The 26321-nt window shown below is 67.6% G+C and carries 23 protein-coding genes; 12 read left to right on the plus strand and 11 right to left on the minus strand.

The genetic code is table 11. The features are described 5' to 3' along the window. Window positions 1–55: 55 nt before the first annotated feature. The 4 genes from ALI44B_RS01415 to ALI44B_RS01430 all read left to right on the plus strand — a co-directional run bounded on the left by ALI44B_RS01415 (window position 56) and on the right by ALI44B_RS01430 (window position 5157). On the plus strand, window positions 56–913 hold the full coding sequence (locus ALI44B_RS01415) for a LysR substrate-binding domain-containing protein (RefSeq protein ID WP_077053014.1): 858 nt from the start codon (window positions 56–58) through the stop codon (window positions 911–913). Window positions 914–959: 46 nt separating this feature from the next. After that, window positions 960–2306, plus strand: coding sequence for an MFS transporter (locus tag ALI44B_RS01420; RefSeq protein ID WP_238591966.1), 1347 nt, complete (start codon window positions 960–962; stop codon window positions 2304–2306). Between the two features lie 155 nt (window positions 2307–2461). Then, on the plus strand, window positions 2462–3841 hold the full coding sequence (locus ALI44B_RS01425) for an O-acetylhomoserine aminocarboxypropyltransferase/cysteine synthase family protein (RefSeq protein ID WP_077053015.1): 1380 nt from the start codon (window positions 2462–2464) through the stop codon (window positions 3839–3841). Continuing rightward, the gene (locus tag ALI44B_RS01430) at window positions 3838–5157 is read left to right on the plus strand and encodes an LLM class flavin-dependent oxidoreductase (protein ID WP_077053016.1); all 1320 of its coding nucleotides are present in this window, start codon (window positions 3838–3840) and stop codon (window positions 5155–5157) included. The genes ALI44B_RS01425 and ALI44B_RS01430 overlap by 4 nt, the downstream gene beginning before the upstream one ends. Here ALI44B_RS01430 and ALI44B_RS01435 read toward each other — a convergent pair. Beyond that, window positions 5154–5594 carry a (deoxy)nucleoside triphosphate pyrophosphohydrolase gene (locus ALI44B_RS01435; RefSeq protein WP_238591968.1) on the minus strand — a complete coding sequence of 147 codons (441 nt, stop codon included), beginning with the start codon at window positions 5592–5594 and terminating at the stop codon, window positions 5154–5156. The genes ALI44B_RS01430 and ALI44B_RS01435 overlap by 4 nt on opposite strands. Window positions 5595–5786: 192 nt before the next feature. Between ALI44B_RS01435 and ALI44B_RS01440 the strand changes: the two genes are divergently transcribed. From ALI44B_RS01440 to ALI44B_RS01455, 4 genes are all read left to right on the plus strand, one after another. Further along, window positions 5787–6185 carry a ChaB family protein gene (locus ALI44B_RS01440; RefSeq protein WP_077053017.1) on the plus strand — a complete coding sequence of 133 codons (399 nt, stop codon included), beginning with the start codon at window positions 5787–5789 and terminating at the stop codon, window positions 6183–6185. Beyond that, complete coding sequence (locus ALI44B_RS01445; protein WP_077053018.1) at window positions 6182–6694, plus strand: mycothiol transferase; 513 nt, start codon at window positions 6182–6184, stop codon at window positions 6692–6694. Before ALI44B_RS01440 ends, ALI44B_RS01445 begins: the two co-directional genes overlap by 4 nt. A gap of 190 nt (window positions 6695–6884) precedes the next feature. Then, entirely contained in the window at window positions 6885–8387 is a 1503-nt protein-coding gene (locus ALI44B_RS01450) for a glucose-6-phosphate dehydrogenase (RefSeq protein ID WP_077053019.1), read from the plus strand. A 143-nt stretch (window positions 8388–8530) separates the two neighbouring features. After that, on the plus strand, window positions 8531–9799 hold the full coding sequence (locus ALI44B_RS01455) for an APC family permease (RefSeq protein WP_077053881.1): 1269 nt from the start codon (window positions 8531–8533) through the stop codon (window positions 9797–9799). Here ALI44B_RS01455 and ALI44B_RS01460 read toward each other — a convergent pair. The 3 genes from ALI44B_RS01460 to ALI44B_RS01470 form a co-directional block, all read right to left on the minus strand. Continuing rightward, window positions 9796–10368, minus strand: a complete 573-nt coding sequence (locus tag ALI44B_RS01460) for a hypothetical protein (RefSeq protein ID WP_077053020.1) — start codon at window positions 10366–10368, stop codon at window positions 9796–9798. The two genes, ALI44B_RS01455 and ALI44B_RS01460, sit on opposite strands and share 4 nt — an antisense overlap. Before the next feature lie 106 nt (window positions 10369–10474). Then, the gene (locus ALI44B_RS01465) at window positions 10475–10837 is read right to left on the minus strand and encodes a protealysin inhibitor emfourin (RefSeq protein WP_077053021.1); all 363 of its coding nucleotides are present in this window, start codon (window positions 10835–10837) and stop codon (window positions 10475–10477) included. After that, window positions 10830–11882 (minus strand): M4 family metallopeptidase, encoded by a 1053-nt coding sequence (locus ALI44B_RS01470; RefSeq protein ID WP_077053022.1) that lies wholly within the window; start codon window positions 11880–11882, stop codon window positions 10830–10832. The genes ALI44B_RS01465 and ALI44B_RS01470 overlap by 8 nt, the downstream gene beginning before the upstream one ends. Before the next feature lie 121 nt (window positions 11883–12003). Between ALI44B_RS01470 and ALI44B_RS01475 the strand changes: the two genes are divergently transcribed. Next, window positions 12004–12534 (plus strand): hypothetical protein, encoded by a 531-nt coding sequence (locus ALI44B_RS01475; RefSeq protein ID WP_083709391.1) that lies wholly within the window; start codon window positions 12004–12006, stop codon window positions 12532–12534. Between the two features lie 4 nt (window positions 12535–12538). Here ALI44B_RS01475 and ALI44B_RS01480 read toward each other — a convergent pair whose 3' ends face one another. Further along, complete coding sequence (locus ALI44B_RS01480) at window positions 12539–13735, minus strand: MFS transporter (protein WP_077053023.1); 1197 nt, start codon at window positions 13733–13735, stop codon at window positions 12539–12541. A gap of 143 nt (window positions 13736–13878) precedes the next feature. Here ALI44B_RS01480 and ALI44B_RS01485 point away from each other — a divergent pair, with 143 nt between their 5' ends. Both ALI44B_RS01485 and ALI44B_RS01490 read left to right on the plus strand, forming a co-directional pair. After that, window positions 13879–14334, plus strand: a complete 456-nt coding sequence (locus ALI44B_RS01485; protein WP_077053024.1) for a MarR family winged helix-turn-helix transcriptional regulator — start codon at window positions 13879–13881, stop codon at window positions 14332–14334. 87 nt (window positions 14335–14421) lie between these two features. After that, on the plus strand, window positions 14422–16116 hold the full coding sequence (locus ALI44B_RS01490) for an AMP-binding protein (protein WP_077053025.1): 1695 nt from the start codon (window positions 14422–14424) through the stop codon (window positions 16114–16116). Between the two features lie 166 nt (window positions 16117–16282). On the opposite strand, the gene ALI44B_RS01495 is transcribed toward ALI44B_RS01490, so the two are convergent. The 6 genes from ALI44B_RS01495 to ALI44B_RS01530 all read right to left on the minus strand — a co-directional run bounded on the left by ALI44B_RS01495 (window position 16283) and on the right by ALI44B_RS01530 (window position 25007). Beyond that, window positions 16283–17251, minus strand: coding sequence for an acetylxylan esterase (locus ALI44B_RS01495; RefSeq protein WP_077053026.1), 969 nt, complete (start codon window positions 17249–17251; stop codon window positions 16283–16285). A 126-nt stretch (window positions 17252–17377) separates the two neighbouring features. After that, entirely contained in the window at window positions 17378–19342 is a 1965-nt protein-coding gene (locus tag ALI44B_RS01500; protein ID WP_238591970.1) for a family 43 glycosylhydrolase, read from the minus strand. Between the two features lie 7 nt (window positions 19343–19349). After that, window positions 19350–21956, minus strand: a complete 2607-nt coding sequence (locus tag ALI44B_RS15470; RefSeq protein ID WP_083709393.1) for a beta-xylosidase/alpha-l-arabinosidase — start codon at window positions 21954–21956, stop codon at window positions 19350–19352. A 2-nt stretch (window positions 21957–21958) separates the two neighbouring features. Next, complete coding sequence (locus tag ALI44B_RS01520) at window positions 21959–22777, minus strand: carbohydrate ABC transporter permease (RefSeq protein ID WP_077053028.1); 819 nt, start codon at window positions 22775–22777, stop codon at window positions 21959–21961. Further along, window positions 22777–23694: a carbohydrate ABC transporter permease gene (locus ALI44B_RS01525; RefSeq protein ID WP_077053029.1), complete on the minus strand. Its 918-nt coding sequence runs from the start codon at window positions 23692–23694 to the stop codon at window positions 22777–22779. Before ALI44B_RS01525 ends, ALI44B_RS01520 begins: the two co-directional genes overlap by 1 nt. Window positions 23695–23702: 8 nt before the next feature. Continuing rightward, the gene (locus tag ALI44B_RS01530) at window positions 23703–25007 is read right to left on the minus strand and encodes an ABC transporter substrate-binding protein (RefSeq protein WP_077053030.1); all 1305 of its coding nucleotides are present in this window, start codon (window positions 25005–25007) and stop codon (window positions 23703–23705) included. Between the two features lie 164 nt (window positions 25008–25171). Between ALI44B_RS01530 and ALI44B_RS01535 the strand changes: the two genes are divergently transcribed. Continuing rightward, the gene (locus tag ALI44B_RS01535) at window positions 25172–26209 is read left to right on the plus strand and encodes a LacI family DNA-binding transcriptional regulator (protein ID WP_077053031.1); all 1038 of its coding nucleotides are present in this window, start codon (window positions 25172–25174) and stop codon (window positions 26207–26209) included. Window positions 26210–26321: the final 112 nt, after the last annotated feature.

Here is a 26321-nt window from a genome sequence, read left to right on the forward strand (position 1 = left end):
ATTGGTTTTATCAATGCGGTCGGATGTCACGCCGCCCGTTCGCGAGAGGTGCACCGTGTTCGATCCCATCCTTCTGAAGACGTTGCTCGTGGTCGCCGAGACGCACAGCTTCACGCGGGCCGCCCAGCAGCTGGGCCTCAGCCAGCCCACGGTGAGCCAACAGATGAGCAAGCTCGAGAAGGCGGCCGGGCGGTCGCTCATCGTGCGCGACACCCGCGAGGTGCGGCTGACCGACAACGGCGACGCCATGGCCGGTTTCGCCCGCACGATCCTGGCGGCGCATGCGGCGGCCGAGAGCTACTTCAGTGGTTCGGCCATGAAGGGGCGGCTGCGCTTCGGCGCGGCCGACGACCTCGCGATCACGCAGTTGCCGCGCATCCTGAGGCATTTTCGGCAGCTGTATCCGCAGATCAACCTCGAGCTGACCGTGAACCAGAGCGGGCCGTTGCGGCGGCGGCTCGAGGCCGGGCACCTCGACCTCATCTTCATCAAGCAGAGCGCGGGCGACGAGACGGAGTCGACGCGCGTGGCTCGCGACTCGATGGTGTGGGTGGGGCAGGAGAAGATGACGATCGAGGAGGGCGCGCCCGTGCCGCTCATCGCCTATCAGGGGCCGAGTCTCAGTCGGCAGATGGCGATCGAGGCGCTCGAGGCGGCCGGACGCACGTGGCGCATCACCTGCAACACGCGTGACGTGAACGGGGTTCTGGCGGCCGTGCGGGCCGGTATGGGCGTGGCGGTGTTTCCGCAGGCCCTGATCCCGGCGGACCTCGTGAAGGTGAGCAACCGTTTCACGCTGCCCGAGCTGGGCGACGTCGACTACGTTTTGATGGCAAACCCGGCGGCGGCGCAAGACTCGGTAGAGGCGTTGAAGTCGGCGATCGTGAGTCGCGGGGTGAGTCGGGCGGCGTGAGGCAGAGTCGTCCGTCGAGGGCCCGGCGCTGACGTAACCTGAGAGCGTGCCACGCTTCTCTGACCTCGCCCGCGTTTTCTCTCGACGGGACCGGTCCGAAGCCAGTGGACAACCGGGCGTGGGGGCCGAGCTCGTCGACGTGACGGGTGAATCGAGCGCTCTGCCGGGAGCGACCTCTGGCGCGACATCAGGCCCGCGCTCTCGGCCTGAGAAGCTTGCGCGCGAGAAGCTGCCGCGCGACGTCCTCGTCCTCGGGGTCGTCGCCTTCTTCGTGATGGTCGGCTTCGGTGTCGTCGTGCCCGTGCTGCCCGTCTACGTGCGCTCGTTCGGCGTCGGTTACGTCGAGGTGGGTGCCGTCGTCTCGGCGTTCGCGGTCATGCGTCTCGTGGCGAACCCGTTCGTCGGCAAGCTCATGGACTGGGCCGGCGAGCGCACGATTCTCGCGATCGGCATCGGCATCGTGGCGCTCTCGTCGGGGCTCGTCGGGCTCGCGCATACCTACCCCCAGGTCCTGCTGCTGCGCGGCGCCGGGGGCATCGGCTCGGCCATGTTCTCGGTCGCGGCCATGACGTTGTTGCTGTCCTCCACGTCGCCCAAGCTGCGCGGACGCGCGGTCGGTTTCTATCAGGGCGGGTTCCTCATCGGCGGCATGGCGGGCCCCGCGGTCGGCGGCCTGCTCGCCACCGTGTCGCTCACCGCGCCGTTCTTCTTCTACGCCGTGACGCTCGCGATCGCGGGGCTCGTAGGCCTCTTCCTGCTGAGCGGTCGCAAACGGGCCGAGGTGGATGCCGCAGCCGAGGTCATCCCGTTGGGTCGGGTGATCCGCGACCGCCGTTTCCAGGTGGCGTGCCTGGCGAACCTGGCGCAGGGCTGGTCGGCTATGGGTGTGCGCGGAGCGTTGATCCCGGTGCTGGTGGTCGAGGCGCTGCACCAGGAGCCGGCGTGGACCGGTATCGCGTTCGCGGTGGCCGCCGTCGCGCAGACCATCGCCCTCGCGCCGGCCGGGCGTTTCGTCGACACCGTCGGCCGCAAACCGGCCATCATCGGTGCCTTCGCGGTGGGGGCCGTCACGATGATGGCGATCCCGTTCGTCACGTCGCTGTGGCTGCTCATCGTGTTGCTGTGCGTCTACGGCGTCGCGGCCGCTTTCATGGGCACCGCTCCCGCGGCCGCCGTCGGTGATGCAGCGGGTGCGCGCGGCGGCAAGCCGGTTGCGCTGTTCCAGGCGTTCTCCGACGCGGGAGCAATCGCGGGTCCGCTGGTGGCCGGCTTGCTGCTCGACCTGTATTCCTTCCCGGCGGCGTTCGCCTCGGCCTTCGTCATCATGGCGGCGGCCGCGCTCTTCGCCCTGCGCATGCCGTCCGACCGCGTGAAGCCGGTCGCTGCGTCGTAACAGCGGCGCCGCTCCACCTGCGCCGCTCCACCTGCGCCGAATCAGCTGCGTCGTAACAGTGGTACGCATTCGCGCCGAGGCGGCGAGCGCGTGCGAGTCTGTGACAACGCACCGGATGCCCCGAACCTCCGGTCGGCAGACGGAAGGAGCGGCGCATGGCACCCCTCGATACGCGGGAACCCGAGCTGGGGTTCAGCACGCAGCAATTGCACGGCGGCGTCGGCACGGATGGTGACGGCTTCCACGCGCGGGCGACGCCCATCTATTTGAGCGCGGGCTTCGTCTTCGACGATTTCGAACAGGCGGCCGACCGCTTCGACGGAGCGACGGGTTCCGGTGACGGGTACTCCTACACGCGCACGGGCAATCCGACGACGGCTTCTGTCGAGCGCCGCCTGGCGGTGCTCGAGCGGGGGCGCAACGCTTTGCTCGTGGGCAGTGGGCAGGCTGCGGCATCCGTGGCGTTGCTCGGGCTGTTGCAGGCGGGGGATCATGTGCTGGCGGCATCCAGCCTGTATGAGGGGTCTCGCGGGTTGCTCGTCGAGAACTTCGGGCGGCTGGGCATCGAGGCCGGGTTCGTCGACGACGCGAATGACGCGGGGGCGTGGCAGGCGGCGATCCGGCCGAACACGAAAGCGGTGTTCGTCGAGTCGATCCCGAACCCGAAGAATGATCTGGTCGACATCGAGTTGGTGGCGGGGGTGGCGCACCGCAACGGGATTCCCCTGGTGGTCGACAACACGTTCGCGACGCCCTATCTGCAGCGCCCGATCGAGCACGGGGCCGATATCGTCATCCACTCGGCCAGCAAGTTCTTGGCCGGGCACGGTTCGGTGCTGGGCGGCGTCATCGTCGACGCGGGCACCTTTGACTGGGCCGACGCCTCACGTTTTCCGCACCTCAACGAGCCGTCGCGGTCCCTCGGCGGCCTGTCGTTCGTGGAACGCTTCGGCCCCGACGCCTACTTCGTTTACGCCAAGGATGTCGTGGCGGCCCGCTTCGGCCCGACACCGTCGCCGCTCAACGCGTTCCTGATCCAGCAGGGTGTCGAGACGCTGTCACTGCGCGTCGAGCGGCAGTCGCGCAATGCGCTGGCCGTGGCCCGGTGGTTGGAGCAGCGGCCCGAGGTGCACTCGGTCGACTACTCGGGGCTGGAGTCGAGCCCGTATCACGCACTGGCCGAGCGGTATCTGCCGCGCGGGCAGGGTTCGGTGTTCTCATTCACGTTGCGCGGGGGAGTCGAGGCGGCGCGCGCCTTCTTCGACGCCGTCCAGATCTTCACGAGGATGACTCACCTCGGCGATGTGCGTTCGCTCGTCATCCATCCGGCCTCGACGTCGCACGCGGCGCGCACCGAGGACGAGCGCCGGGCCGCCGGCGTATGGCCGGGCATGTTGCGTCTGTCGATCGGCATCGAGGACGAGGCCGATCTACTGGCCGACCTGGACCGAGCCCTCCTTGCTGCGGCCTCCGCCGGTGAGCCCCTCGACGCATCGGCCCCGGCTGCGCTCGACCCGATCGGACACATCGCATGACGAAAGCTCAACACTTCGGCTGGTTCCTGTCCCGGGGCTTCGGCCCGCACGGCTGGGGGCACCCCTACTACGAGTGGAACTACCCCTGGTATGAGCCGCAGCTCTACCAGCAGTCCATCCGCGACCTCGAGCAGGCGGGCTTCGACCTCGTGATCATCGAGGATGCGCTGTCCCTCGGCAACGCAGACACACTCGACCTGCGCATCCGCAGCGCCTATGGCGGACCGAAGCACGACCCCCTCATGCTCGCGCCCTACCTTTTCGACGTGACCTCGCATATCGGCATTGCGCCGACGGTGAACCCGCTGGCGTATTCGCCCTATCAGGCGGCCCGGCAGTTTGCCACGTTGCAGCATCTGAGCTCCAACCGGTTCGGCATCAACGTGGTCACCGATGTCGGGTCGAGCCGGCACTTCGGTGTTGAACCCGTGTCTCACGACGCGGCTTACGACCGGGCCGAGGAGTGGCTCACGAGCATCCGCCGCCTGTGGCACAGCTGGGGTGACGATGCCCTCATCGCGGATGCCGCGACGGGCCATTTCGCCGACGGAACCCGCCTCGACGCCCTGCAGCACCGCGGCGCGAACTACACGTTCGATGGTCCGCTGAACGCCCTGCCCTTCGCAGCCGGCGACCCCGTGGTGGTGTCGCCGGGCGGTTCGCCGCGCGGGCTCAACTTCGCGGGCGAACAGTCCGAGGTGCAATTGGCGCTGGCGTCGCTCGATGTCGACACCATCCGCGCCTACCGGGCCAAGGTGTTGGATGCAGCAACGGCGCACGGTCGCACGGCGGCCGACATCGACATCCTGTTCGTGTTCAAGCCCATCATCGTGGCGAGCACCGAGGAGGCGGACCGACTCGTTCAGGCGTCGGCCCACCCTGACGACGCGGCGCTGCTGCAGGTGGCGGCCGGGCAGTCGAGCGACCTTGAGACGGACCTGACGAAGCTCGACCTCGACCGGCCCGTCGACGAGGGCATCTTCGGCGACCATGTGTCGCGCGGCAGCATCAAGGGCCTGCTCGGCAAGGCCGACAGCTTCGCGTCGACGACGTTGCGCGAGCTGTTGACCGCCAAGGCCCGGCTCGGCCGCATCTCGTCGCGCGAGGGGTTCGTGGGCACGGCCGACGAGATCGCCGACTTCATCGAACAGATCGGGGACGAGGCTGATAACGACGGGTTCATCTTCTCGGGCGATCTGCACCCTGTGACCATCCACCGCATGCTCGACGAGTTGGTGCCGATCCTGCGTCGCCGAGGGATTCTCCGCACATCGTTCGGCAACGGCGGTCTGCGCGGCAACCTGCGCGACTTCTAAGGTTTCGGCGCGGCCTCCGGCGGCTGGGGCGGTGCGCTGAGGATGGCCACGGTGGGTAGATCGGGCGCGGCCCAGGCGAGCGAGCCGAGGCCCTGGGGGAGGAGCCAGCGCAGCTCGTCGTGATCGAGGCTCTGTGTGGGCAAGGTCTCGGCGCGCGCTTCGTAGCAGGCGAGGTCGATGAGTCGACCCGAGTCGAGGGCCGTCGTCGAACGGTCGATGAGGGTGACAATACGGATATCGATGCCGAGCTCTTCGCGGATCTCGCGGGCCAGAGCGACTTCGGGAGTCTCGCCGGGCTCTACTTTGCCGCCCGGGAACTCCCACAGTCCGGCCGACGAGATGCCCGGGCGCCGACGGCAGGCCAAGATCCCGTCACCGTGGCGGATGACGGCGGCGACGACGCGGATGGCTGCGGGAGTGTCGGCGGCTGAGGTCACATCACTGAGGCTATGCCGTGCGCGGGCATCGGGAGGGGTGGCGCGCCCGTGGCGCCCGGGTCACCTGCGCCGCCCATGTCGCCCCTACCGCCCGAGCCGCCTACTCCTTTCGGATCGCGCGAGCAAAGGGCTGTGGGGCGTTGCAGCCGCGGCGTACCGTTGCCGGTGGACAGTTAAGGAAAGGAGCATCCCATGCCCGCTTCAGAGGAATTGCCGTCGACGCTCGAGCGCTCGCCGAAGCATGCCCAAGCGATCTGGTCGAAGGCCCACGATTCGGCTGTGCAGGAGTACGGCGAGGGTGAGCGTGCCCACCGCACCGCCTTCGCCGCGTTGAAACACGAATACGAGAAGGTCGGCGACCACTGGGAGAAGAAGGAGTCGAGCGGCCCCTCCGACGCGCAGGCCGAGGGTGGCGCGGGCCGCGGGGAGAAGAAGACGCAGGAGGGGGTCGACGCGAATGCGACGAAGGAGCACCTGCTCGACGTCGCGAAGAAGCTCGACATCTCGGGCCGTTCGTCGATGAACAAGGATGAGCTGGTCGACGCCATCAAGAAAGCCAATGCCCGCGAAACCCGAAAGGCCCGTTCATGACGACATCCAGCGAGATCATCTGCGACGGTTTCGACCGAGTGCGCGGCACGTTCGACACGGTAGCGACCGGTCTGACCGAGGAACACCTGCAGTTCACGCCCGCGCCGGATGCGAACCCGATCGTCTGGTTGCTCTGGCACCTGACCCGCGTGCAGGATGACCACGTGGCTGACGCGGCAGGGTCGGAGCAGGTATGGACGACTCAGGGGTTCGCCGATTCGTTCAAGCTCCCCTTCGCCGATGTCGCGACGGGCTATGGCATGGATGCGGCGCAGGTGTCGCTCGTGACGGGTGTCACGGCCGATCAGTTGCTCGACTACCACCATGCGGTGCACGAGCGAACGGTCGAATACGTGCGATCGCTCTCGGAGGCCGACCTGGACCGGGTGGTCGATACCCGCTGGAATCCTCCGGTGACGCTGGCGAGCCGACTCGTCAGCGTGATCGCGGACGACCTGCAGCACGTCGGTCAGGCCGCTTACGCGAAGGGCCTGCTCGGCTCGGCGTGAACCAACGCTCGCTTCAGGGCTGACTGTGACTGACTGACTGACTGATTGGCCGACTTGCTGACTGACTGATTGGCCGACTAGTTACCCCTGCCTAGGCGGCGTCCCACGGGGTGTCAACCCGTGAACGCCGTTCAGGACCGGGTGCAAGCATGGGATGACGGCATCCAACGATTTGAGGAGTGCGACACATATGGCTGAAAAGACTTCGGGTTCGGATGCGGCGGTCTTCGTCCTGTTCGGGGCGACGGGCGATCTGGCGAAGCGCATGGTTCTGCCGGCCTTCTTCCAACTGGCACAGCATGGTCTGCTGCCGAAGCAGTGGCGCCTGATCGGTAACGGCCGCGGCGACGTGTCACACGAGGATTTCACGCAGCATGTGTTCGATGTGTTGACGGAGTTCGGTCCGAAGCCCGAGGACGGCCCCTGGGACGAGTTCTCGAAGAACCTGCGTTTCGCGGGCGGCGGCTTCGACGCGTCGAACCCGGGCAGCTTGCTGGATGTCATCGACCAGGCGAAGTCCGACCTGGGGGAGGGCGCTCAGTTCATCCACTATCTGGCGATTCCGCCGAGCGCGTTCATCTCGATCACCGAGGGGCTGGGTGAGCATGGTCTCGCCGAGGGCGCGCGCGTGGTCTATGAGAAACCGTATGGCACGTCGCCCGACAACTTCCGCAAGCTGAACGAGGCGGTGCAGAAGGTGCTCGATGAAAAGCAGGTGTTCCGCATCGACCACTTCCTCGGCAAGGAGGCGACCCAGAACATCCACACGTTGCGTTTCGGCAATTCGGTGTTCGGCGACGTCTGGAACCGCGATCACATCCGCGCGGTGCAGATCGACGTGCCCGAGACGCTCGACATCGCGGACCGCGCCGAGTTCTATGACGAGACGGGCGCCCTGCTCGACATGATCGTCACGCACCTCTTCCAGCTGGCGGCGGAGATCGCGCTCGAGCCGCCGCTGTCGATGAAGGCCGACGATATGCAGGATGCCCGCAACGCCATCATCGCCGCGTTCCGGCCCATCTCGCCCGACGACGCGGTCTTCGGCCAGTTCGAGGGTTACACCGAGACCGAGGGGGTCGCGGATGATTCGACGATGGACACGTTCGTCGCCGCCAAGCTGTTCATCGACACGGACCGCTGGCGCGACGTGCCGTTCCTTCTGCGAACGGGTAAGCAGCTGGCGCGCGGGGGGCAGCGCATCAGCGTGATCTTCGAGAAGCCACACACCGGCCCGTTGAGTCACGACACCCCCGTACTCGGCAACGTGCTCACGTTCGATCTCGAGGGCTCGGGTTCGATCGACATGCGTGTGGTCGTGAAGCGTCCGGGTGCCGACTTCGAATTGGCCACCGATATCGCCCGCCTGCCCCTGTCGACGGTCGAGGACGCCGATCCGCTGCCGCCCTACGTGAAGCTCATCAACGACATCATCGAGGGCGATCGCTCGCTCTTCACACGACCGGATGGCCTCGAGCACACGTGGGAGGTCATCGGGCCGTTGCTCGACAACCCGCCCCAGATCCAGTCCTACGAGCGTGGCTCGTGGGGGCCCGAGGCCGCCGCGGCGCTCGCTGCCCCGGACGGCTGGTTGCTGGGCGACACCCGCGACGAGGATGGCCCGCTCGACGGCGAGGGCGAATCTGACGCGGCGGATGCCGATACCGATCTGAACGACTCTGCCGAGAACTAGACGAATACCTCGTCGCGCACGAGGTTGCGAAACGGCCGGGTGACGGGTTCTGCTCCCACCCGGCCGTTTGTGCGCCGGCTGGCCGGCGCGGACGTGGTCCGAATGCCGCGGGTTAACCGGGACCCGCTATCGTGCTGCGGGTGATGTCTTCTCCCGCATTGGCCCGCCGCCTTTCGCTGACCAACGCGATCTTCCTCGGTCTCGGTTCGATGATCGGCGCGGGTCTGTTCGCCTCCTTCTCTCCGGCCGCACGGGCTGCCGGTAACGGCCTCCTCGTCGGACTCGCCGTGGCCGCCCTCGTGGCCACGTTCAATGCTCTGTCGACGGCGCAACTGGCGGCCGCGATGCCTCAATCGGGCGGAACCTACCTGTACGGCCGTCGCGTCCTGGGCGAGTGGTGGGGTTTTCTGGCGGGCTGGGGCTTCGTGATCGGCAAGACCGCCAGTTGCGCCGCAATGGCTCTGACCTTCGCCGCCGCGATCGCCCCGCCCGGGTGGCTTCGACCCGTAGCCGTCGTCGCGGTGGTGGCGATCGCCCTGATCAACATCGCCGGTGTCACGCGCACGGCCCGCGCGACACAGATCATCGTCATCTTCGTTCTCGCCGCGATCGCCATAGCCGTGGTCAGCGGCCTCTCGGCGGGCAGCGACTCGTCCTCCCGCCTGGCCGGGTTCCTCACGGACGGGTCTCTCTGGTCGGGTGGCGTCTACGGGATCCTCCAATCCGCCGGTCTCCTCTTCTTCGCCTTCGCGGGCTACGCCCGGGTCGCCACGCTGGGCGAAGAGGTCCGCGACCCCTCGCGCACCATTCCGCGGGCGATCATCGTGGCGCTCGCCGTATGCGTAGCCGTGTACGCCGTGGTCGCTGTGGTGTTGTTATCGGTGCTCGGTTCCTCCGCTGTCGCGGGGAGTGCTTCGCCAGTCGTCGATCTTGCTGCCTCGTCGGACTGGCCGTGGGCGGAGTGGGTGGTGCGCGCGGGGGCTGCTGCGGCGTCGCTCGGTGCTCTTCTGGCCCTGATCGCCGGGGTGGGCCGCACGGTTCTGGCGATGTCGCGCGGCGGCGATCTTCCGGCCTGGCTGTCTGCCGTGCACCCCCGGTTCTCGACTCCCTACCGCGCCGAGGGTGTCGTGGCCGTCGTGCTGGTGATCCTCGTCTCCCTGACCGACCTGCGGGGCGCGATCGCGTTCTCCTCGTTCGGCGTGCTCGTGTACTACTTCATCGCCAACCTGTCCGCCTGGCTTCAGGACGCCTCGGAGCGCCGCTTCGGGCGTGTGGTTCCGACGCTCGGCGCGGTGCTGTGCGTTCTTCTCGTCGCGACGTTGCCCGTGAGCGCGATCGTGACGGGTGTGGCGGTCTTCGTCGTGGGCGCGGTGTATCGGGCGATCCGTCTGCGCCGGGCAATTTCCGCCTAGAAGAGCGCGTCGGCGTTGGACGCAACCGGCGGGGGAACGGCGATGGCACTCGCGAGCACCGCCCTGCCGAGTCGAAGCGTGCCGGTTGTGGTCGGTGTGCTGCGGATGCCGCCGCGGCCGCGCAGTGCCTTGTGCGCTCCCGGTGCGAGCACGGTATTCATCCAACCGCACGGGTTGGCGGGTCGCTGCCCGTCGAAATGGACCGGCCCCTCGCCCGTGTCGATACTGAAGGGCTGACGCGTAAGGAGGTCGATGTCTGCGCCCCGGACGATGATGTTACGTCGCGTCGCCACGGGGTCGAGCGGCCCACAAGCCAGGACGGTTTCGACGTGCTGGAGGGCCTCGGCGGCGAAGAAGGTGACCGCCGCGGTTCGGTGTGCGGCGCGGCCGAAGAATCGGTCACCCCTGATGCCCAAGCCGGCGACGACACTGATGGTGTCAGGGGTTTCGTCGATCGATGCGTCGAGGTCCGCTGGCCCGTCCGCTGGCCGACCCTCGTAACGGTGAGTCGGAGATACGACGAACCGTTCGATGACAATCTCGGTTCGGTAGGGGAGCTCCGGCGACACCTCCCCAGGCTAATCGACGGATGGATCGTGCGATATCCCGAACGCCCGCCCCATCGGCGCGACCCGCCCTCCATCTGCGCGAGCGATCAGCCATCTGCCGGACCGATCAGCGTTGTGATGTGTCCTTTACCCGGTCGACGAGCTCCCGCCACGGGCCGTCGAGCTTCTTCTCGGGGATGCGCGCGCCCCGTTCTTCGGGCACGGTCGGATTCGCCTGGTCGACCGAGGATTCGTCTTTCCCGACCTCGGCCGGCTGCATCAACACGCGAATCGTATACACGAACCGGTCGGCGCCGGTCTCTAGCCCGGCGTCTTCGTCATCCCACGGGCAGGAATCGACGAGAGCGAGCCACTCGGCGACGTCGGGTTCGGCTTCGGCCTCGACCGTCCATCGCGGGCTGAGGCCGGCGACACCTCCCGAACGCGTCACCGTGATGCGGAGCGTGCTCGCCGGCTCGATGTCACTCATGGGTAACCACCCCCACAGTCTGCCAGGCGTCCTCGACCGCGAGGTGTTCCGGAGAGCCATTGCCGAAACGCGCCTCGGCCGAGGCGACCGTCAACCGGGCGAACTCCGAGAACGTCGCGGTCGGGCTGATCTCGCCCTGGATGGCGTCGTACCAGACGAGCCCGACGCCGTTCCAGGCCGGCCCGCCGAGCGTGGTCGCGGCGATCGCGAAGGCGCGGTTGGGGATGCCGGAGTTCAGGTGCACGCCTCCGTTGTCGTCCTCCGTGTCGATGTAGTCGGACATGTGCGCTGGTTGCGGGTCCCGGCCGAGCACGTCGTCGTCGTAGGCCGTGCCGGGCTCGAGCATGCTGCGCAAGCCCCGTCCTTGGACCGCGGGCGTGAACAGGCCTTCGCCGATGAGCCAGCTCGCCTCTCCGGCCGTCTGGCCGAGGTTGTATTGCTCGACCAGTGCCCCAAAGACGTCGGAGATGCTCTCGTTCAGCGCTCCGGACTGCCCCTGGTATTCGAGCGCCGACGTATATTGCGTGACCCCGTGCGTCAGCTCGTGGCCGATCACGGAGAGCGACGCCGTGAAGCGATTGAACACCTCGCCGTCGCCGTCGCCGAACACCATGCGACTGCCCTCCCAGAAGGCGTTGTCGTATTCCTCGCCGTAGTGCACCGTGGCCAGCAGCGGGAGGCCGTTGTCGTCGATGGAGTTGCGCCCGAAAGCGTCGAGGAAGAGGGCATGGGTGGCGCCGAGCCCATCGAACGCCTCGGTGACCGCGATGTCGTCCGTGGCGGCATCCGTTTCTCGTCGCACGGTGACGCCCGGAAGGGTCTCTTGGCCCTGGGCGTCGGAGATGATTCTGTTCACTCGGGTGCCGGCCTCGGCGGGCACTGCTGCCGCGGTCGGGCGGGCCGCCGTGCGGGCCGCCCGTTCCCGGCGCAGTGGGGGGTCGACGAGGAGGGAGCGGCGGGCCGCAGCGGAGGCGCGCGAGACGCGTTCATCGTCGGTCTCGGCGAGGCGATTGAGGAGGTACGGCGGAACGATTGAGTAAGTCATGGGGTGACCATACGCGGCCCCACCGACGCCGTCGAGGGCCTGTGGAGAGGATTGAGGATCGCTGCCTGTGGAGAACTGATCGGGGGTGTCATCGGCGCGAAAGGCCCGCTAGCGTTGAGGAATGACTGACCCGAACAACGCGTCCATCGCCCCCGGCGACAACGAGAACGAGGCGACTCACACCGACGCCGAGCTCCCTCTCCTTCAACAGGGCGACCCCGAGGCCGAGCGCCGAAACAGCGAGAAGATCGACGAGCTCGCCCTTGCCGCCCGAGACGCCGGCGTCGAAGACATCGCCACCCAGACGGCCCTCTGGAAGGCGGTCTTTTCGCTCGAGCGCTGGTTCTTCATCCCGCGCGGTGACATGGACGCCATGGCGGACGTGCAGCCGCTCGCCGTCGTGGTCGACGAGCAGCCCATGCTCTTGGCTTACACCTCACCCGAACGCGCTCGCCAGTCGGCGATCACGCTGGGCCTCACCGACGAGGAGGCCGCTCATGTGCTCGCCGTTCCGTCCGAGGGGATGGTCGAATCCGCCGACGGATACAGCAAGGTCGGCCTGCAGGGCGTGCTCTTCGACTACGGGTGGACGGGGTTCTACGCGCCCCTGGGCCAGCTCGGTCCCATTCGCTCGCACTCGCTCGCGAACTGAGCGATCAGGAGGCGGGTGCGGTTGCCGGGGAGGGAGCTGAAGACATCCGGTCGGTTGCGGCGGAGAAACGCAGAGCGACGATCATCACCACAAGTGCCGCGAGCGTCAGGGATGCTCCCACCCAGAGTGGGGACGTGTAGCCGAGGCCGGCGGTGATGGTGATGCCGCCGAGCCAGGCGCCGAGTGCGTTTCCCACGTTGAAGGCCGCGATGTTCGAGCTCGAGGCGAGCGTCGGGGCGTGATCCGCGAAGTGCATGATGCGGGTCTGCAGCCCGGGCACGGTGCCGAAGCCGAAACCGCCCATGAGCGCCAGGAGGATGACGGTGGCGATCGGGTTCGCGGCGAGCAGTGCGAACGTGGCGAGAACGACCGTGAGTCCCGCGAGGAAAACGGTGATGGTGAGGTCGCGCGAGCGATCGGCAGCCTTGCCGCCCACGATGTTGCCGAGGAACGTTCCGACGCCGAAGAGGATGAGGAGCCACGGGACCGCCGCGCTCGCGAAACCGCTCACCTCGGTGAGAGTGAATGCGATGTAGGTGAAGGCGCCGAACATGCCGCCGAAGCCCAGCACGGTGACGATGAGCGACAACCACACTTGGCGCGAACGAAACGCCCCGAATTCTGTGCGCAGGCTGGTCTGGGCCGTCGCGACTCCGCGCGGGGCCGGCACCAGGGCGATGATGCCCACGAGCGCGATGACGCCGATGCCTGTGATCGCCCAGAAGGTGGAGCGCCAGCCAGCCGCTTGGCCGAGGAAGGTTCCGAAGGGGACACCGAGCACGTTCGCTAGCGTCAGGCCGGTGAACATGATGGCGATGGCACCCGAGCGCTTGTGCGGTTTGACCATATTGGCCGCGACCACCGAGCCGATGCCGAAGAAAGCTCCGTGACAGAGGGCCGCCACGATGCGGCCGAGCAGCATGATCGCGTAGGTGGGGGCGACCGCGGACACCAGGTTGCCGATGATAAACAACACCATAAGGCCGATGAGCACCTGCTTGCGCGGCAGCTTCGTCACGGCGGCGGTCAAGAGGATGGCGCCGGCCGCCACGCTCAGCGCATAGCCGGAGATCAGCCATCCAGCCGCCGCTTCATCGACCCGGAAGTCTGCCGCGATTTCGGGGAGGAGGCCGGCGATGACGAACTCGGTGAGGCCAATTCCGAAGCCGCCGAGGGCGAGAGCTAAGAGTCCGATAGGCACGGGGTGACCTCCACGATGTGTACTTACGCCGATAGGACGCATACGCTGTTATTTGCAGGCGCGGGGTAAATACTTGCACACGCTAGGTATCCGCGCAAGCAACTAAATGCGTCGACCGCGCGCGGTCACGGGAAGGACATCGCATGAGCATCGAAGACGACGCTGTCGAAGTGCGCGCACAGGGTTGGCGCACGCTCGCGGCGTTGCACGGCCGCATCGAAGCGGCCCTCGAACGTGCACTGAATGCCGAGGCCGACCTGTCGGTCGTCGAATACACCGTGCTCGAAGCGCTCAGCCGACAGGACGGGTGGCACATGCGCATGCAGCAGCTCGGCCGGGCCGCAGCCCTCAGCAGCAGCGCCACCACGCGTCTCGTGAACCGCCTCGAAGACCGCGGGCTGCTCACGCGCGTCCTGTGTCTCGACGACCGGCGAGGCGTGTACACCGAGCTGACTGCGGCCGGGCACAAGATCTTTGATCGGGCGCGACCGGTGCACGACCGCACTCTCGAGCAGGCGCTCGCCGAGGCAACGGACGCTCCCGAACTCGCGCCCCTCGTAGATGCCCTGCATGCCCTGAACCCCGTGCCTGCGGCTTGAGGTTCTCCACAGCGCGCCGAGTCGGATTTTCTGCACAGATGCACGAATATTCCGCTCTCTGTATCGCTCCGGCAGCACAATAGTCAGATGAGTCCCACACCCGCCACGGCGTCGTTCCTCGCCGCCCGCGACATCCTTCTCGACGAGCGCGAAGACGCCGCCGCCGCCCGTGCACGCTTCAGCTGGCCCGACGTCGGCCCGCACTTCAACTGGGCTGTCGATTGGTTCGACGCCATTGCCCTCGAAAACGACAGCACCGCCCTCTGGATCGTCGAAGAAGACGGTCGCGAGACAAAAGTGTCATTCCGTGAGATGTCCCGGCGCTCGAACCAGGTCGCGAACTGGATGCGGGAGCGGGGCGTTCGTCAGGGCGACCACGTCATGCTCATGCTCGGCAACCAGGTCGAGTTGTGGGAGACGATGCTGGCAATCATGAAGCTCGGCGCCGTCATCCTGCCGACCTCGACAGTGCTCGGGGCGGATGAACTCGCCGACCGCATCGACCGCGCAGACGTCGCGCACATCATCGCCAACGCCGATGACGCGGCCCTCTTCGACGGTGTCCCGACGAGCGTGGGGCGCATCGCGATCGGCGGCCTGGCTCACGGATGGGCGGAATACGGCGACAGCGACGGGGCGTCCAACGACAAACCGGGCGTTCAGGTGAGCTCCGATGACCCGGCCCTCATCTACTTCACCTCGGGCACCACGAGCAAGCCGAAGATGGTCGTGCATACGCATTCGTCGTACCCCGTCGGGCACCTCAGTACGCTGTCGTGGCTGGGGCTGCAGCCCGGCGACGTGCACCTGGCTATCTCATCGCCCGGGTGGGGCAAGCATGCGTGGAGTTGCTTTTTCACGCCGTGGATCGCCGAGGCGACCGTGTTCGTCTATAACTACAAGCGTTTCGACGCGCAGGCCCTTGTCGCGCAGCTCGATCGCGCCCATGTGACCACTTTCTGTGCGCCGCCCACCGTGTGGCGGATGCTGATTCAGAACGACATCACGCGGCGGCCGGGTGCGCTGCGCGAGATCATGTCGGCGGGAGAGCCGCTCAACCCCGAGGTGATCAGCCGCATCCGTTCGTGGTGGGGGCTCGTGATCCGCGACGGGTATGGGCAGACCGAGACGACCGCGATCATCGCCAATACGCCGGGCGCGGCGCTCGTTCCGGGATCGATGGGCACACCGTTGCCGGGTGTCGCGATCGCGCTCATCGACCCGCTCACGGGTGAGGCCGGTGATGAAGGGGAAATCTGCATCGACCTGAGCGCGTCGCCAGTCAACCTGATGTCGGGCTACCTCGGTGACGACGCCAAAACGGCGAAGGCCATGGCCGACGGCTACTTCCACACGGGAGACGTCGCGTCGCGCGACGAGCAGGGCTACATCACGTTCATCGGGCGCACCGACGACATCTTCAAATCATCCGACTACAAGGTCTCGCCGTTCGAGGTCGAGAGCATCTTGATCGAGCACGATGCCGTGGCCGAAGCCGCGGTCGTCGGGGCGCCCGACGACATGCGGCTCAACATCACGAAGGCCTACGTCGCGCTGGCGAACGGGTGGAAAGACGACGCCGAAACGGCTCGGCACATTCTGCAGCATGCTCGCGACGCGATGCCGCCCTACATGCGAGTCCGCCGGGTCGAATTCTTCGAGTTGCCCAAGACGGCGTCGGGCAAGATTCGACGCGTCGAACTGCGGGCCCGTGAGGTCGAGGCGGCCGAACGTGGCGAACGCCTGGCCGGCGAATGGCGCGAAGGAGACCTGCTGAGTTGACCGGCTCCTGGCACCTGACCAGGCCGAACCCGTGGGTCCGGAGCACAGGCCGAACTCGGCGCTCAGGTTCAGCGCTCGAACTCGGGGCTCGGGCTCGGCGCGCGGGAGATCGGGATCAGGCTCGGCGCGCCGGGCTCGGGTTCGGGTTCGGGTTCGGAGCCGAGTCTCAGAGGTCGAGTTCTCGGCGCAGGAAGTCGAGGATGAGCGGCTCCTCGTCGACGTCTCCGGCCTCATGACCGTTGTACGGCCACACCGTCATCGACTTCGGGCCGTGGTGCTCGTGGAACGCCCCGAACACCGTCGACGGTGGCGTGACAGCATCCATCAGGGCCGCCGAATAGTACGTCGGGGTTGACGAATTGCGGGCGAAGTTGACGGTGTCGAAGTAGCGCAACGTGTCGTGCACCTGCGCGACCTTCTCGCGATGCACCTTCAAGAACTCGCCGATCTCACGGAACGGGAGAGCGTTCGTGACAACCGTCGCCCGCGGGAAATCGGCCAGGAACGGCACCCCCGCCGCTGCCGCACGCACGTGCGGCGACAGGGCTGACGCGGCAATCGCCAACGCGCCGCCCTGGCTGTTGCCACGAACCGCGATGCGAGATGAATCCACTAGCGACAGGCCCGCCGCCGCATCTACCGCGCGCACCGCATCAGTGATGAGGCGGCGGTAGTAGTAATCCTCGCGATTCAGGATGCCGCGGGTCATCACACCCGCGAACTGCGGGCCGCCGCTGCCGCCGTTGTCAGGGGTATCGCCCACCGACCAGTTGCCGCCCTGGCCACGCGTGTCCATGTGGAAATGCGCGAAACCCGTCGACGCCCAGAACAGCTCGGCCCAGGGACGACCGCGCCCGCCACCGTAACCGACGAACTGCACCACCGTCGGAAGCGGGCCCGTCGCCCCCGCGGGAACGCGCAACCACGCCCGAACCGGATCGCCACCGAAACCCGGGAACGTCACATCGTAGACATCGATCGTCGTCAGAGGGGTCTCAACCTTCGACACCGAGACGTCGTCGCCCAGGGCGCGCGATTCGACAAGAGTCGACTCCCAGAACTCCGAGAAATCCTCGGGGAGGGTCTGGGCGCTGCGATAAGACTGCAGCTCGGTTTCGGTCATATCGGTGAACATCGATGCTCCTCAGGTCGGACTGCCACAAGTATTTCGGGCGGGCGGGAAGTCGCGGGTCGCGCCACGCGAAGCCGACGGAATTCAGTGCGCGCGCGGGGGCGAAAACGGTCCCGTAGGTGGTGCGGCTCACCGCGGCTCGTAGTGAGCGTTCGACACACGGACGACGCACGGCACCGGTCCCCGCGTCGCATCCGAGCGCTCCGGAATGAGCCCGGGAGACCCCGTCCTCAAGCTCGACGAGGCATCCGGATGCGTCGGTGCGCGCCCGTGGAAGCCGGCCGGTGCGCTCGAGTCGGAGGGCGGGCGAGAGAACGCGAACACACCGAGCCACAGGCCGAGAAAGCCGCCGGCGACAGGGGACGTGAGGAAAGCTCCATCCACGTCGGCGAGCCGGATCTCCGGCTCCGCGAGCTCGGAAGCTGAGGGGTCGTGCGCGGGGTGGCGCGCGCCGAAGCCGTAAAGGCCGCCGACGGTTTCGATGAACACCGTGACCTGCGGGTCGGTCTCGTCGGGGGAGACAGGTACACGGATCGACTGCTCGGCGAGGCGGCGCTCGGTGCTTGCTCGGCTCTCGGTCAGGGTGAGGGTGAACGAGACCGCGCGCTCGACGGGGGACGCACGTCCGGCATCGCGCCGACCAGCTGCGTCACCCGCGCGGACGGCATCTCCCGCGTCCGCAGCGGTGGCCTCTCCTGGACCGACCGCGGGGGGCCTCGGATCGGCGATTGGCGTGACCGAGAGCGAGATCCAATCGGATTCTGACTGGCGGACCGCGAGTCCCGCGACGACGCCGGGGTCGGACCAAACCGTGAACGTGGCCTCGAAGGCGGCGCGATCGTGCTGCTGGCGACGAGCGACGAACGTGGGGGCGCCGACATCCGAGAGCGTGACGGGGCGGGGGATGAGATCGAATGCTTCGGGGCTCGAGGAGAAGATCGCGCGCGGCTCGGGGGTCGTGCGCACGAACGTCCAGGGCGACGAGCCCGCGGACGAGTTCGACGGCGGCGTGGGGTCGTCGCTCGCCGACCCGGAGGGCGAGACCGCGCGGGTGCTGCGCGCCACCGCGAACGGGGCAGACTGCTGCGTTGCCGGCGTCTCGAAAGCGGCGGGATGCCTCGGCGCCAAGGCCTCGAAAACGGCGGGATTCCTCAGCGCCGGCGTCTCGAACGGGGCGGCGATGTGCCCGACGCCCGGCGCGAAGACGGGCCAGCCGTTCTGCCAGTCGACCGGCACGAGGAACGTTTCACGGCCGAGCGGTTGCGCATCGGAGGAGCCAACGGGGCGGCTGCCGAGCACGACCGCCCACCACGTGCCGTCCGTGTGCTCGACGAGATCGGCATGACCAACGCCCGTAACCGGGAACCCGCGGCCGAGATGCCGGTGCGTGAGGACAGGGTTCGCGGGGTTGCCGACGTACGGGCCCGTGACCGCATCCGCCACCGCCACGCTGACCGCGTGATCGTGTTCGGTGCCACCTTCTGCGGCGACGAGGTAGTAGCGGCCGTCGACACGATAGAGGTGCGGACCCTCCGCCCAGACCGCGCCATGCAGGGCGCCGCGCCACACAAGGTGTTCGTCGCCGATGAGGGCGATCGACACTGGGTCGCGTTCGATGCGCAGCTCGCGCAGCCAGATATCGGTTTGCCCCGCCCAGAGCCCGGGTTCGGCGAGGCGGGTGCCGGTCAGCCAAGCGCGCCCGTCGTGGTCGAAGAACAACGACGGGTCGATGCCCGGTGCCTCGTCGAGCCAGAAGGGGTCAGACCAGGGGCCGGCCGGGTCGGATGCCGTGAGCACGAAGTTTCCGCGACGCCCCTGCCCGTGCACCAGGGTGCAGGTGAGGAAGAACAGCCCGTCGTGGTGGCGGATGGTCGCCGCGAAGAGACCGCCCGAGGACGGCACCGTCGACAGATCCACCTGGTCGGGGCGGTCGATCGCGTGGCCGATCAGCCGCCAGTTCACCAGGTCGCGGCTGTGGAAGATGGGCAGGCCCGGCCAGTATTCGAACGTCGAGGTGACCAGGTAGTAGTCGTCCCCGACCCGGCAGATGCTCGGGTCGGGGTGACACCCGGGGAGAACCGGGTTCGCGAACACGGACACGTTATCCGGCGTGAGGCGCAGGCGCAGGTGTCGGCGCAGACGCAGAGGCAGGCGCAGAGGCAGGCGTGATTGTCCGCGACGGCGACGGAGACGGCGCGAGATCGGGCTCGGTGTCGATACGGACGTCGGCGTGCAGCGCGCGCGTGTGGTCGACGACGCGTCGTTCGCCCGTGAGGCGCACGGGGACTGTGAGCGGGATATCGCCGCTCGAGCGTCCGAGACCGATCACGAGGTCGCCCGGGTCGACGATGCGCCGACCGTCGCGCGCCGTGAACGATGTGAGGTCGGCGGGCAGGTCGATGTGGATGCGGGCGGTGGCTCCGGCATCCAACTCGACGCGCGCGAACGCGATGAGGCGCTGCACGGGCCGCACCACATCGGCGACCGGGTCGTGGAGATATACCTGGACGACATCGGCACCCGATTGCTCAGAGGCGTTCCGCACCTCGACGCTCAGCCTGATCGTGCCGTCGGTCGGGACGAATGTCTTCGCGACCTCAACGTTCGACCACTCGAACGCGCCGTAGGACAGGCCATGCCCGAACGGGTACGCCGCCGTGGGGTCGATGTTCGACACCTCGGTCGGCCCGGCGAGCGTCGCCGCCAGATAGGTGGATGGCTGAGCCCCCGGGCTGCGCGGAACGCTCACCGGCAGCCGCCCCGACGGGTTGACCCTCCCGCTCAACACCCCGGCCAGCGCGCCCGTTCCCTCTTCACCCGGGAAGAACGTCTGCACGATCGCGGCCGCCTCGTCGACCGCAGCCCCGAGCGCATACGGGCGACCCGCGAGCAACGTCACGACGACGGGCGTGCCCGAGGCGAGTGCGAGGTCCACGAGGTCCTGCTGCGCGCCCGGCAGTCGCAACGACTCGGCGTCGCACCCCTCGCCGCTCGTGCCCCGGCCGAAGAGACCGGCGCGGTCACCGAGCGCGAGGAGGACGACATCCGCCGATCGGGCCGCCTCGGCCGCGCGTTCGAACTCCGAGCGGTCGACATCGTCGACGCCCGTGCCGCGCACCACGACGAGCTCGGCGTCGGGGAACTCGGCTCCGAGGGCGTCGACGAGCGTCGGCAACACGATTCCGACGGGCAGCTCAGGATGCTGCACACCCACGTGCGCGGGAAAGCTGTAGCAGCCGAGAACCGCGAGGGGCTCGTTGGCATTGGGCCCGAGAACGGCGATGCGCCGTGGCGACACCAGAGGAAGGATGCCGTCGTTCTTCAGCAGGATGATCGCCTGCTCGGCGATCTCGCGCGCCAGGGCGCGGTTCGCGGGGGGATCGAGATCGACGGTTCCCGCTTCTCGCGTTCCGGTCTCGGGAAGCGCATCTGCGGTCGGTGTCCCGGCGCTAGCCGTGACCACACTGGCCTCGCCGACGCCGACGCCGACGCCTGCGCCGTCCCGGGGCGAATCGTCGCTCGTCCGCAGCGCGCTGGGCACAGCCGACCAGTCCGCATCGAGCAAACCCAGCTCGACCTTCTGCCGCAGAACCCGCTCGAGCGCCCGATCCACGAGCGCCTCGTCCACGACGCCGCTCCGCACGGCCTCGACGAGCGGCGCCCCGAAGGCCTTGACGGTCGGCAGCTCGACGTCGACACCGGCCGCCAGGGCCGCGCCCGCGGCATCCGCCCACGTCTCGGCGACACCGTGCAGCAGCCGCAGGAACGCGATGCCGAAGTAGTCGGCGACGACGGTTCCGTCGAACCCCCAGGTGTCGCGCAGCAGCCCCGTGAGCAGCGACGCGTCGGCCGCCGAAGGCACACCGTCGATATCGGTGTAGGCGTGCATGACCGACCGCACACCGGCCTCGCGCACGGCCATCTCGAACGGCGGCAGCAGCACATCGGCCAGCTCGCGCGACCCCACCGACACCGGTGCCAGGTTGCGCCCGGCCTTGGACGCCGAGTACCCCACGAAGTGCTTCAGCGTGGCGACGATACCGGCTCGCTCGAGGCCGCGCACATAGGCCGAGGCGACGGTGCCCACGAGATACGGGTCCTCGCCGATGGTCTCTTCGACCCGGCCCCAGCGCGCATCGCGCACCACGTCGAGCACGGGCGCGAGGCCCTGGTGCACACCGACCGAGCGCAGGTCGCGGCCGATGTGGCCCGCCATGCGCTCGATGAGCTGCGGGTCGAACGTCGCGCCCCACGACAGCGGCACCGGATACGCCGTGGCCCCCCACGCCGCGAAACCGGCCAGGCACTCCTCGTGGGCGACGGCCGGGATGCCGAAGCGGTTCGAGCGCACGATGCGCTCCTGCGTGCGCTGCAACGAACGCGCACCCACGGCGGCGTCGACGGGCGCGCTGCCAAAGGGCCGGGTCAGCTGCCCGAGGCCATGGGGGAGTAGTGCGTCGAGGTCGATGTGGTCGTCCATATCGTGCTGGTGCGGGGCCACCTCGCCGCCGTCGTTCGAGGCGCCCACCCACACACCATAGAGCTGAGCGATCTTCTCCTCGAGCGTCATCTCGGCGATCAGGGCAGAGACGCGGCGGGATGCGGGCTGCGACGGGTCGTTCCAGAGCGGCAGGCTCGAATCATCCGTCGTCTCGGCGTGGCTGTCGGCGGGCCGCTGAGTGGCCCGGCTGTCATCGTGAACGGTCATGGTTATTTTCCTCCCATGCCCATGAGGCCCTGCACGAGGGCCCGGCGGGCGAAGAGATAGACGAGCAGCACGGGAATCATCGACAACATGACGGCGGCGAGCAGCCCCGGAACGTTGACGCCGTACTGCGACTGGAAGTTGAACAGGCCGAGCGTCACCACGCGGGTGCTGTCGGACTGGGTGAGGATGAGGGGGAACAGGAAGCCGTTCCACGCCTGCAGCGCCGCGAACACGACGATGGTCGAGATGCCCGACTTCGACAGCGGCAGCACGAGCCGGAAGAACGTGCGGACGGGGGTGGCGCCATCCATCGCCATGGCCTCATAGAGCTCGGGCGAGATATCGCGCATGGTGCCCGACAGGATGAGCGTCGACACGGGCAGCGCGAAGGCGGCGGTGGGCAGGATGATGCCCAACAGGTTGTCGTAGAGCCCGACCACGTTGATCAGGTAGAAGATCGGCACGATCACGGCCGACGACGGCACCGCGAGCCCCAGCAGGAACAGCCGGAAGACCCCCGTCGCGAACCGCCCGCGGCTGCGCACGATGGCGTAGCTGAGCGGCGCGACCAGCACCACGACGATGAGGACGACGGCCACCGTGACGATGACGGTGTTGACGAAGTACAGCCCGAAACCGGATGAGATGGCGTTGGCGTAGTTCTCGAACGTGAACGTGGTCGGCACCGCGAGCGGCCCGTCGGCGCCATACCCCTGCCGCGTCTGGAACGACGCCGACACGAGCACGTAGAGGGGCAGGATGACGACGAGCAACCAGACGATCGACCCGAACCCGGCCAGATAATTGGGACGAGGTTTCATCAGATTCCTTCTTGCTCGCTCTGCATCTTGTCGTAGCCAGAGAGCCGCACGACGAGAAGCGAGATGGCGGTCGCGACGACCACGAGCACCACGGCGATGGCGCTACCGGTGCCGAAGTTGAAGCTGCGGAACGCCTGCTGGTACATGTAGAACGCCGTGATGGTCGTATCGGTGCCCGGCCCGCCGTTGGTCAGGATGAGCACGGTGTCGAACGTGGTCAGGCCGCCGACGACCATGAGGATCATCGAGGTGATGACGCTGTTCTTCAGCTGCGGCAACGTGATGCTGAAGAACTGACGCACCGTCGACGCGCCATCGATCTGCGCCGCTTGGTAGAGCACCTGCGGAATGGCCCGTGCGGCGCCCTGGTAGATGAGCGTGTGAAAAGGCGTGAACTGCCACATGCCCACGAACGTGAGCACGGCTATGGCGCCGGCCTGGTTGCCGAGCAGGTTGCCGTCGCCGAACAGCCACGGCAGCTGGCCCGGGATGCCGAAGTTCGGGTCGAGCAGCGCCCGCCACAGCACCGAGATGGCCGCGGCCGAGAGCAGCAGCGGCACGAAGTAGATCGCCGAGAGCACGGCGCGGTTCTTCTGGTGGCCAGCGGCCCACACGCCGAGCAGGATGCTGAGCGGGGTCTGCGTGACGACACCGAGGACGACGAGCAGCACGCTCAACCAGAGGCTTTTCATCATGACCGGATCGGAGGCGAGGTCGGTCCAGTTCTCGAGCCCGACGAACCGCGGGCTGCCGATGCCCGACCACTGTGTGAACGACAGCACGACGACCATGACGAGGGGAACGAGGGCGAAGAGCCCGAAGAACAGGGTGGCAGGCAGAGCCCACACGGCACCGGGGCGGCCGACAGAGGGGCCGCCCCGGTTCGTGGAGCGCCTGCGGGGAGCAAGCGTTGTCACGGTGGTCCTTACTTCAGAGCCTGCATGGCCTGGATGAAGCCGGCCTCATCGATCTGTCCGCTGAAGAACTGCGCGACGGCCTGGTGGATGGGCGTGATCGCCGACGGCGGGTAGGCCTGGTCCCACGAGAGCTGGAAGGAGGGTGCGGCTTCGACGAGACCGAACTGGTAGGCGGCGTAGTCGGGGCTCGCGGCATCCTGGAAGAATTCGGGCGTGTTGGTCGTGGTCGGCAGGTTGCCGATGCCGAGCTGCGCCTCGACGAACTCGTCGGAGTACATGAGCTTCAGGAAGTCGCGCGCCGTGTCGGGGTAGCGCGTGGCCTTCAGCACCGAGTAGAAGTTGTTCGTGTTGCCGACGAGGTTCTTGGCGTCGCCCTTGCCGCCCTCGATGGCGGGGAACTCGGTGTAACCCAGGTTGGTCTCGGCGAACGTCGGGTCGACGTCCTGTTGCGTGGCGTACTCCCACGAGCCCATGAGCTCGAAGGCGGCCTTGCCCGTGCGCAGGAGCGTGGGCGAACCGCCGTCGGTGAACTTCACCGAGTCGTAGTTGGTGCCGAATGCGCCCGCGTCGATGAGGTCCTTCAGCATGCCGAGCGACTTCTTGCTGGCGGCCGACTCCCAGACCTTGGTGTCGCCCGCGAGGGCCTTCTCGAACAGCTCGGGTCCGGCCACGCGGTCGTAGACGTACTCGAACCACATGAGCGTGGTCCACTGGTCGGCGCCGCCGAGCGCGATGGGCGTGATGCCCGCGGCCTTGAGCTTCTCGACGGCCTCGAGCAGTTCATCCCACGTGGCGGGGGCCGTGATGCCGTTGTCGGCGAGCACCTGCTTGTTGTTGAACAGCATGACGGGCTGCGTGCCGCGCATCGGGATGCCGTAGGCCTTGCCGTCGATGACCGCGGTGTTGAAGACCGAGGGCAGGAAGTTGTCCTTCAGGCCCGGGTCTTCCTCGATGAAGTCGTCGAGGGGGAGGAGGAGGTCGCTCTCGACGAAGTCGGAGATGCTGCCGCCGCCCCAGTTGAAGAAGATGTCCGGCGCGTTGGACGTGCCGATGATGGTCTGCAGCTTCTGCTGGTAGTCGGCTCCGGGGATCGTGTCGAGCACGATTTTGACGTCGCTGGTCTTGTTGAACGTGTCGACGAGCTGCTGCTCGACGGTGTTGCCGGAGTCGCCATAGACGGCGACATGGATCTCATTCTCGGGTCGGTCGGATCCGCCGGAGCCGCCGGACGCGCAACCGCTCATCGTCAGACCGACGGCGAGGGCGACACCCCCTGCAAGAAAGCGGGTGACGCGGGATGTGCTCTTGTTCATCTTTGAACGCTCCTCGAAAGTTTCGATTTCATTATCGAAAGTGGTTAGGATGTCCTGAGCATACGGGTTCGGCTATTTGGGGTCAACACCAACAAATCACGGATGCATCACGAAGCCCGACAACCCTCCACGGCCCGAGCCGGAACGGCGGATACGATCCCACCATGACCATCGACAGCACCGAACCCCGCGTCACCCTGGCCGAACTCGCGGTCGAAGCGGGCGTTTCGCTCTCCACCATCTCGAAGGTGCTGAACGGCCGGTCGGATGTCGCGGCCCGCACGCGCACGCGCGTCGAGCAGATCCTCGAATCGAACGGGTATCGACGCCGCGGGGGAGACAACCGCGACGCCACGCTGCTCGAGGTGGTCTTTCATGAGCTCGAGAGCGCCTGGTCGATGGAGATCATCAAGGGCGTCGAACGCGTCGCCCGCGAGAACGGCATGAGTGTGGTCGTCACCGAATCGGGCAGCCGCCACGCGCCCGGTCCTGAGTGGATCTCGGGAGTTCTGCGCCGCCGCCCGGCCGGGGTCGTGCTCGTGTTCTCCGATCTGGCCGAGGAGCACCGCGAACAGCTGCGGTCGCGAGCCATCCCGTTTGCCATCATCGATCCGGCCGGCGACCCGTCGCCCGGTGTGCCGTCGGTCGGCAGCGCCAATTGGTCGGGCGGGGTCATGGCCACGCGGCACCTGATCGAGCTCGGCCACACGCGCATCGCCGCCATCACGGGCCCCGAGGACATGATGTGCTCGCTCGCCCGCCTCGACGGGTTCCGATCGGCCCTCAGTCAGGCGGGCCTGCCGGTCGACGAATCGCTCGTGCGTTTCGGCGACTTCCACGTGGATGGCGGTCGCGAACGCGCCCTCGAGATCCTCGACGTGCCGGCCGATCGGCGCCCGACGGCGATCTTCGCGGGAAGTGACCTGCAGGCGCTCGGCGTGTTCGATGCGGCGCGGATGCTCGGGCTCAAGGTTCCCGATGACCTCTCGGTTGTCGGTTACGACGACGTGCCCGTCGCGCGCTGGGCGAGCCCCCGCCTGACGACCGTGCACCAACCGTTGCAGCGCATGGCCGAGGAGACCGCGCGCCTCGTGCTGCGGCTGCGCGATGTCGCCGCGGCCGAGGCGGCGGGGGATACGCGCATCGATCTCGCGACGCATCTCGTCGTGCGCGACTCGACCGCGCCGCTGTCGGGGCGCTGAGTAAGCGCGCATTCTCGGCTCGTTGCGCGCGCCAATCCTGCGGGTGAATCGGCCTGTTTTCCGAGCGCCTGACGGAAACGCTTGCGCTCCCCGGCATCCGCTCGTATAGTCG

It is taken from the genome of Leifsonia sp. ALI-44-B (genome assembly GCF_001984125.1).
Lineage (GTDB): Bacteria > Actinomycetota > Actinomycetes > Actinomycetales > Microbacteriaceae > Okibacterium.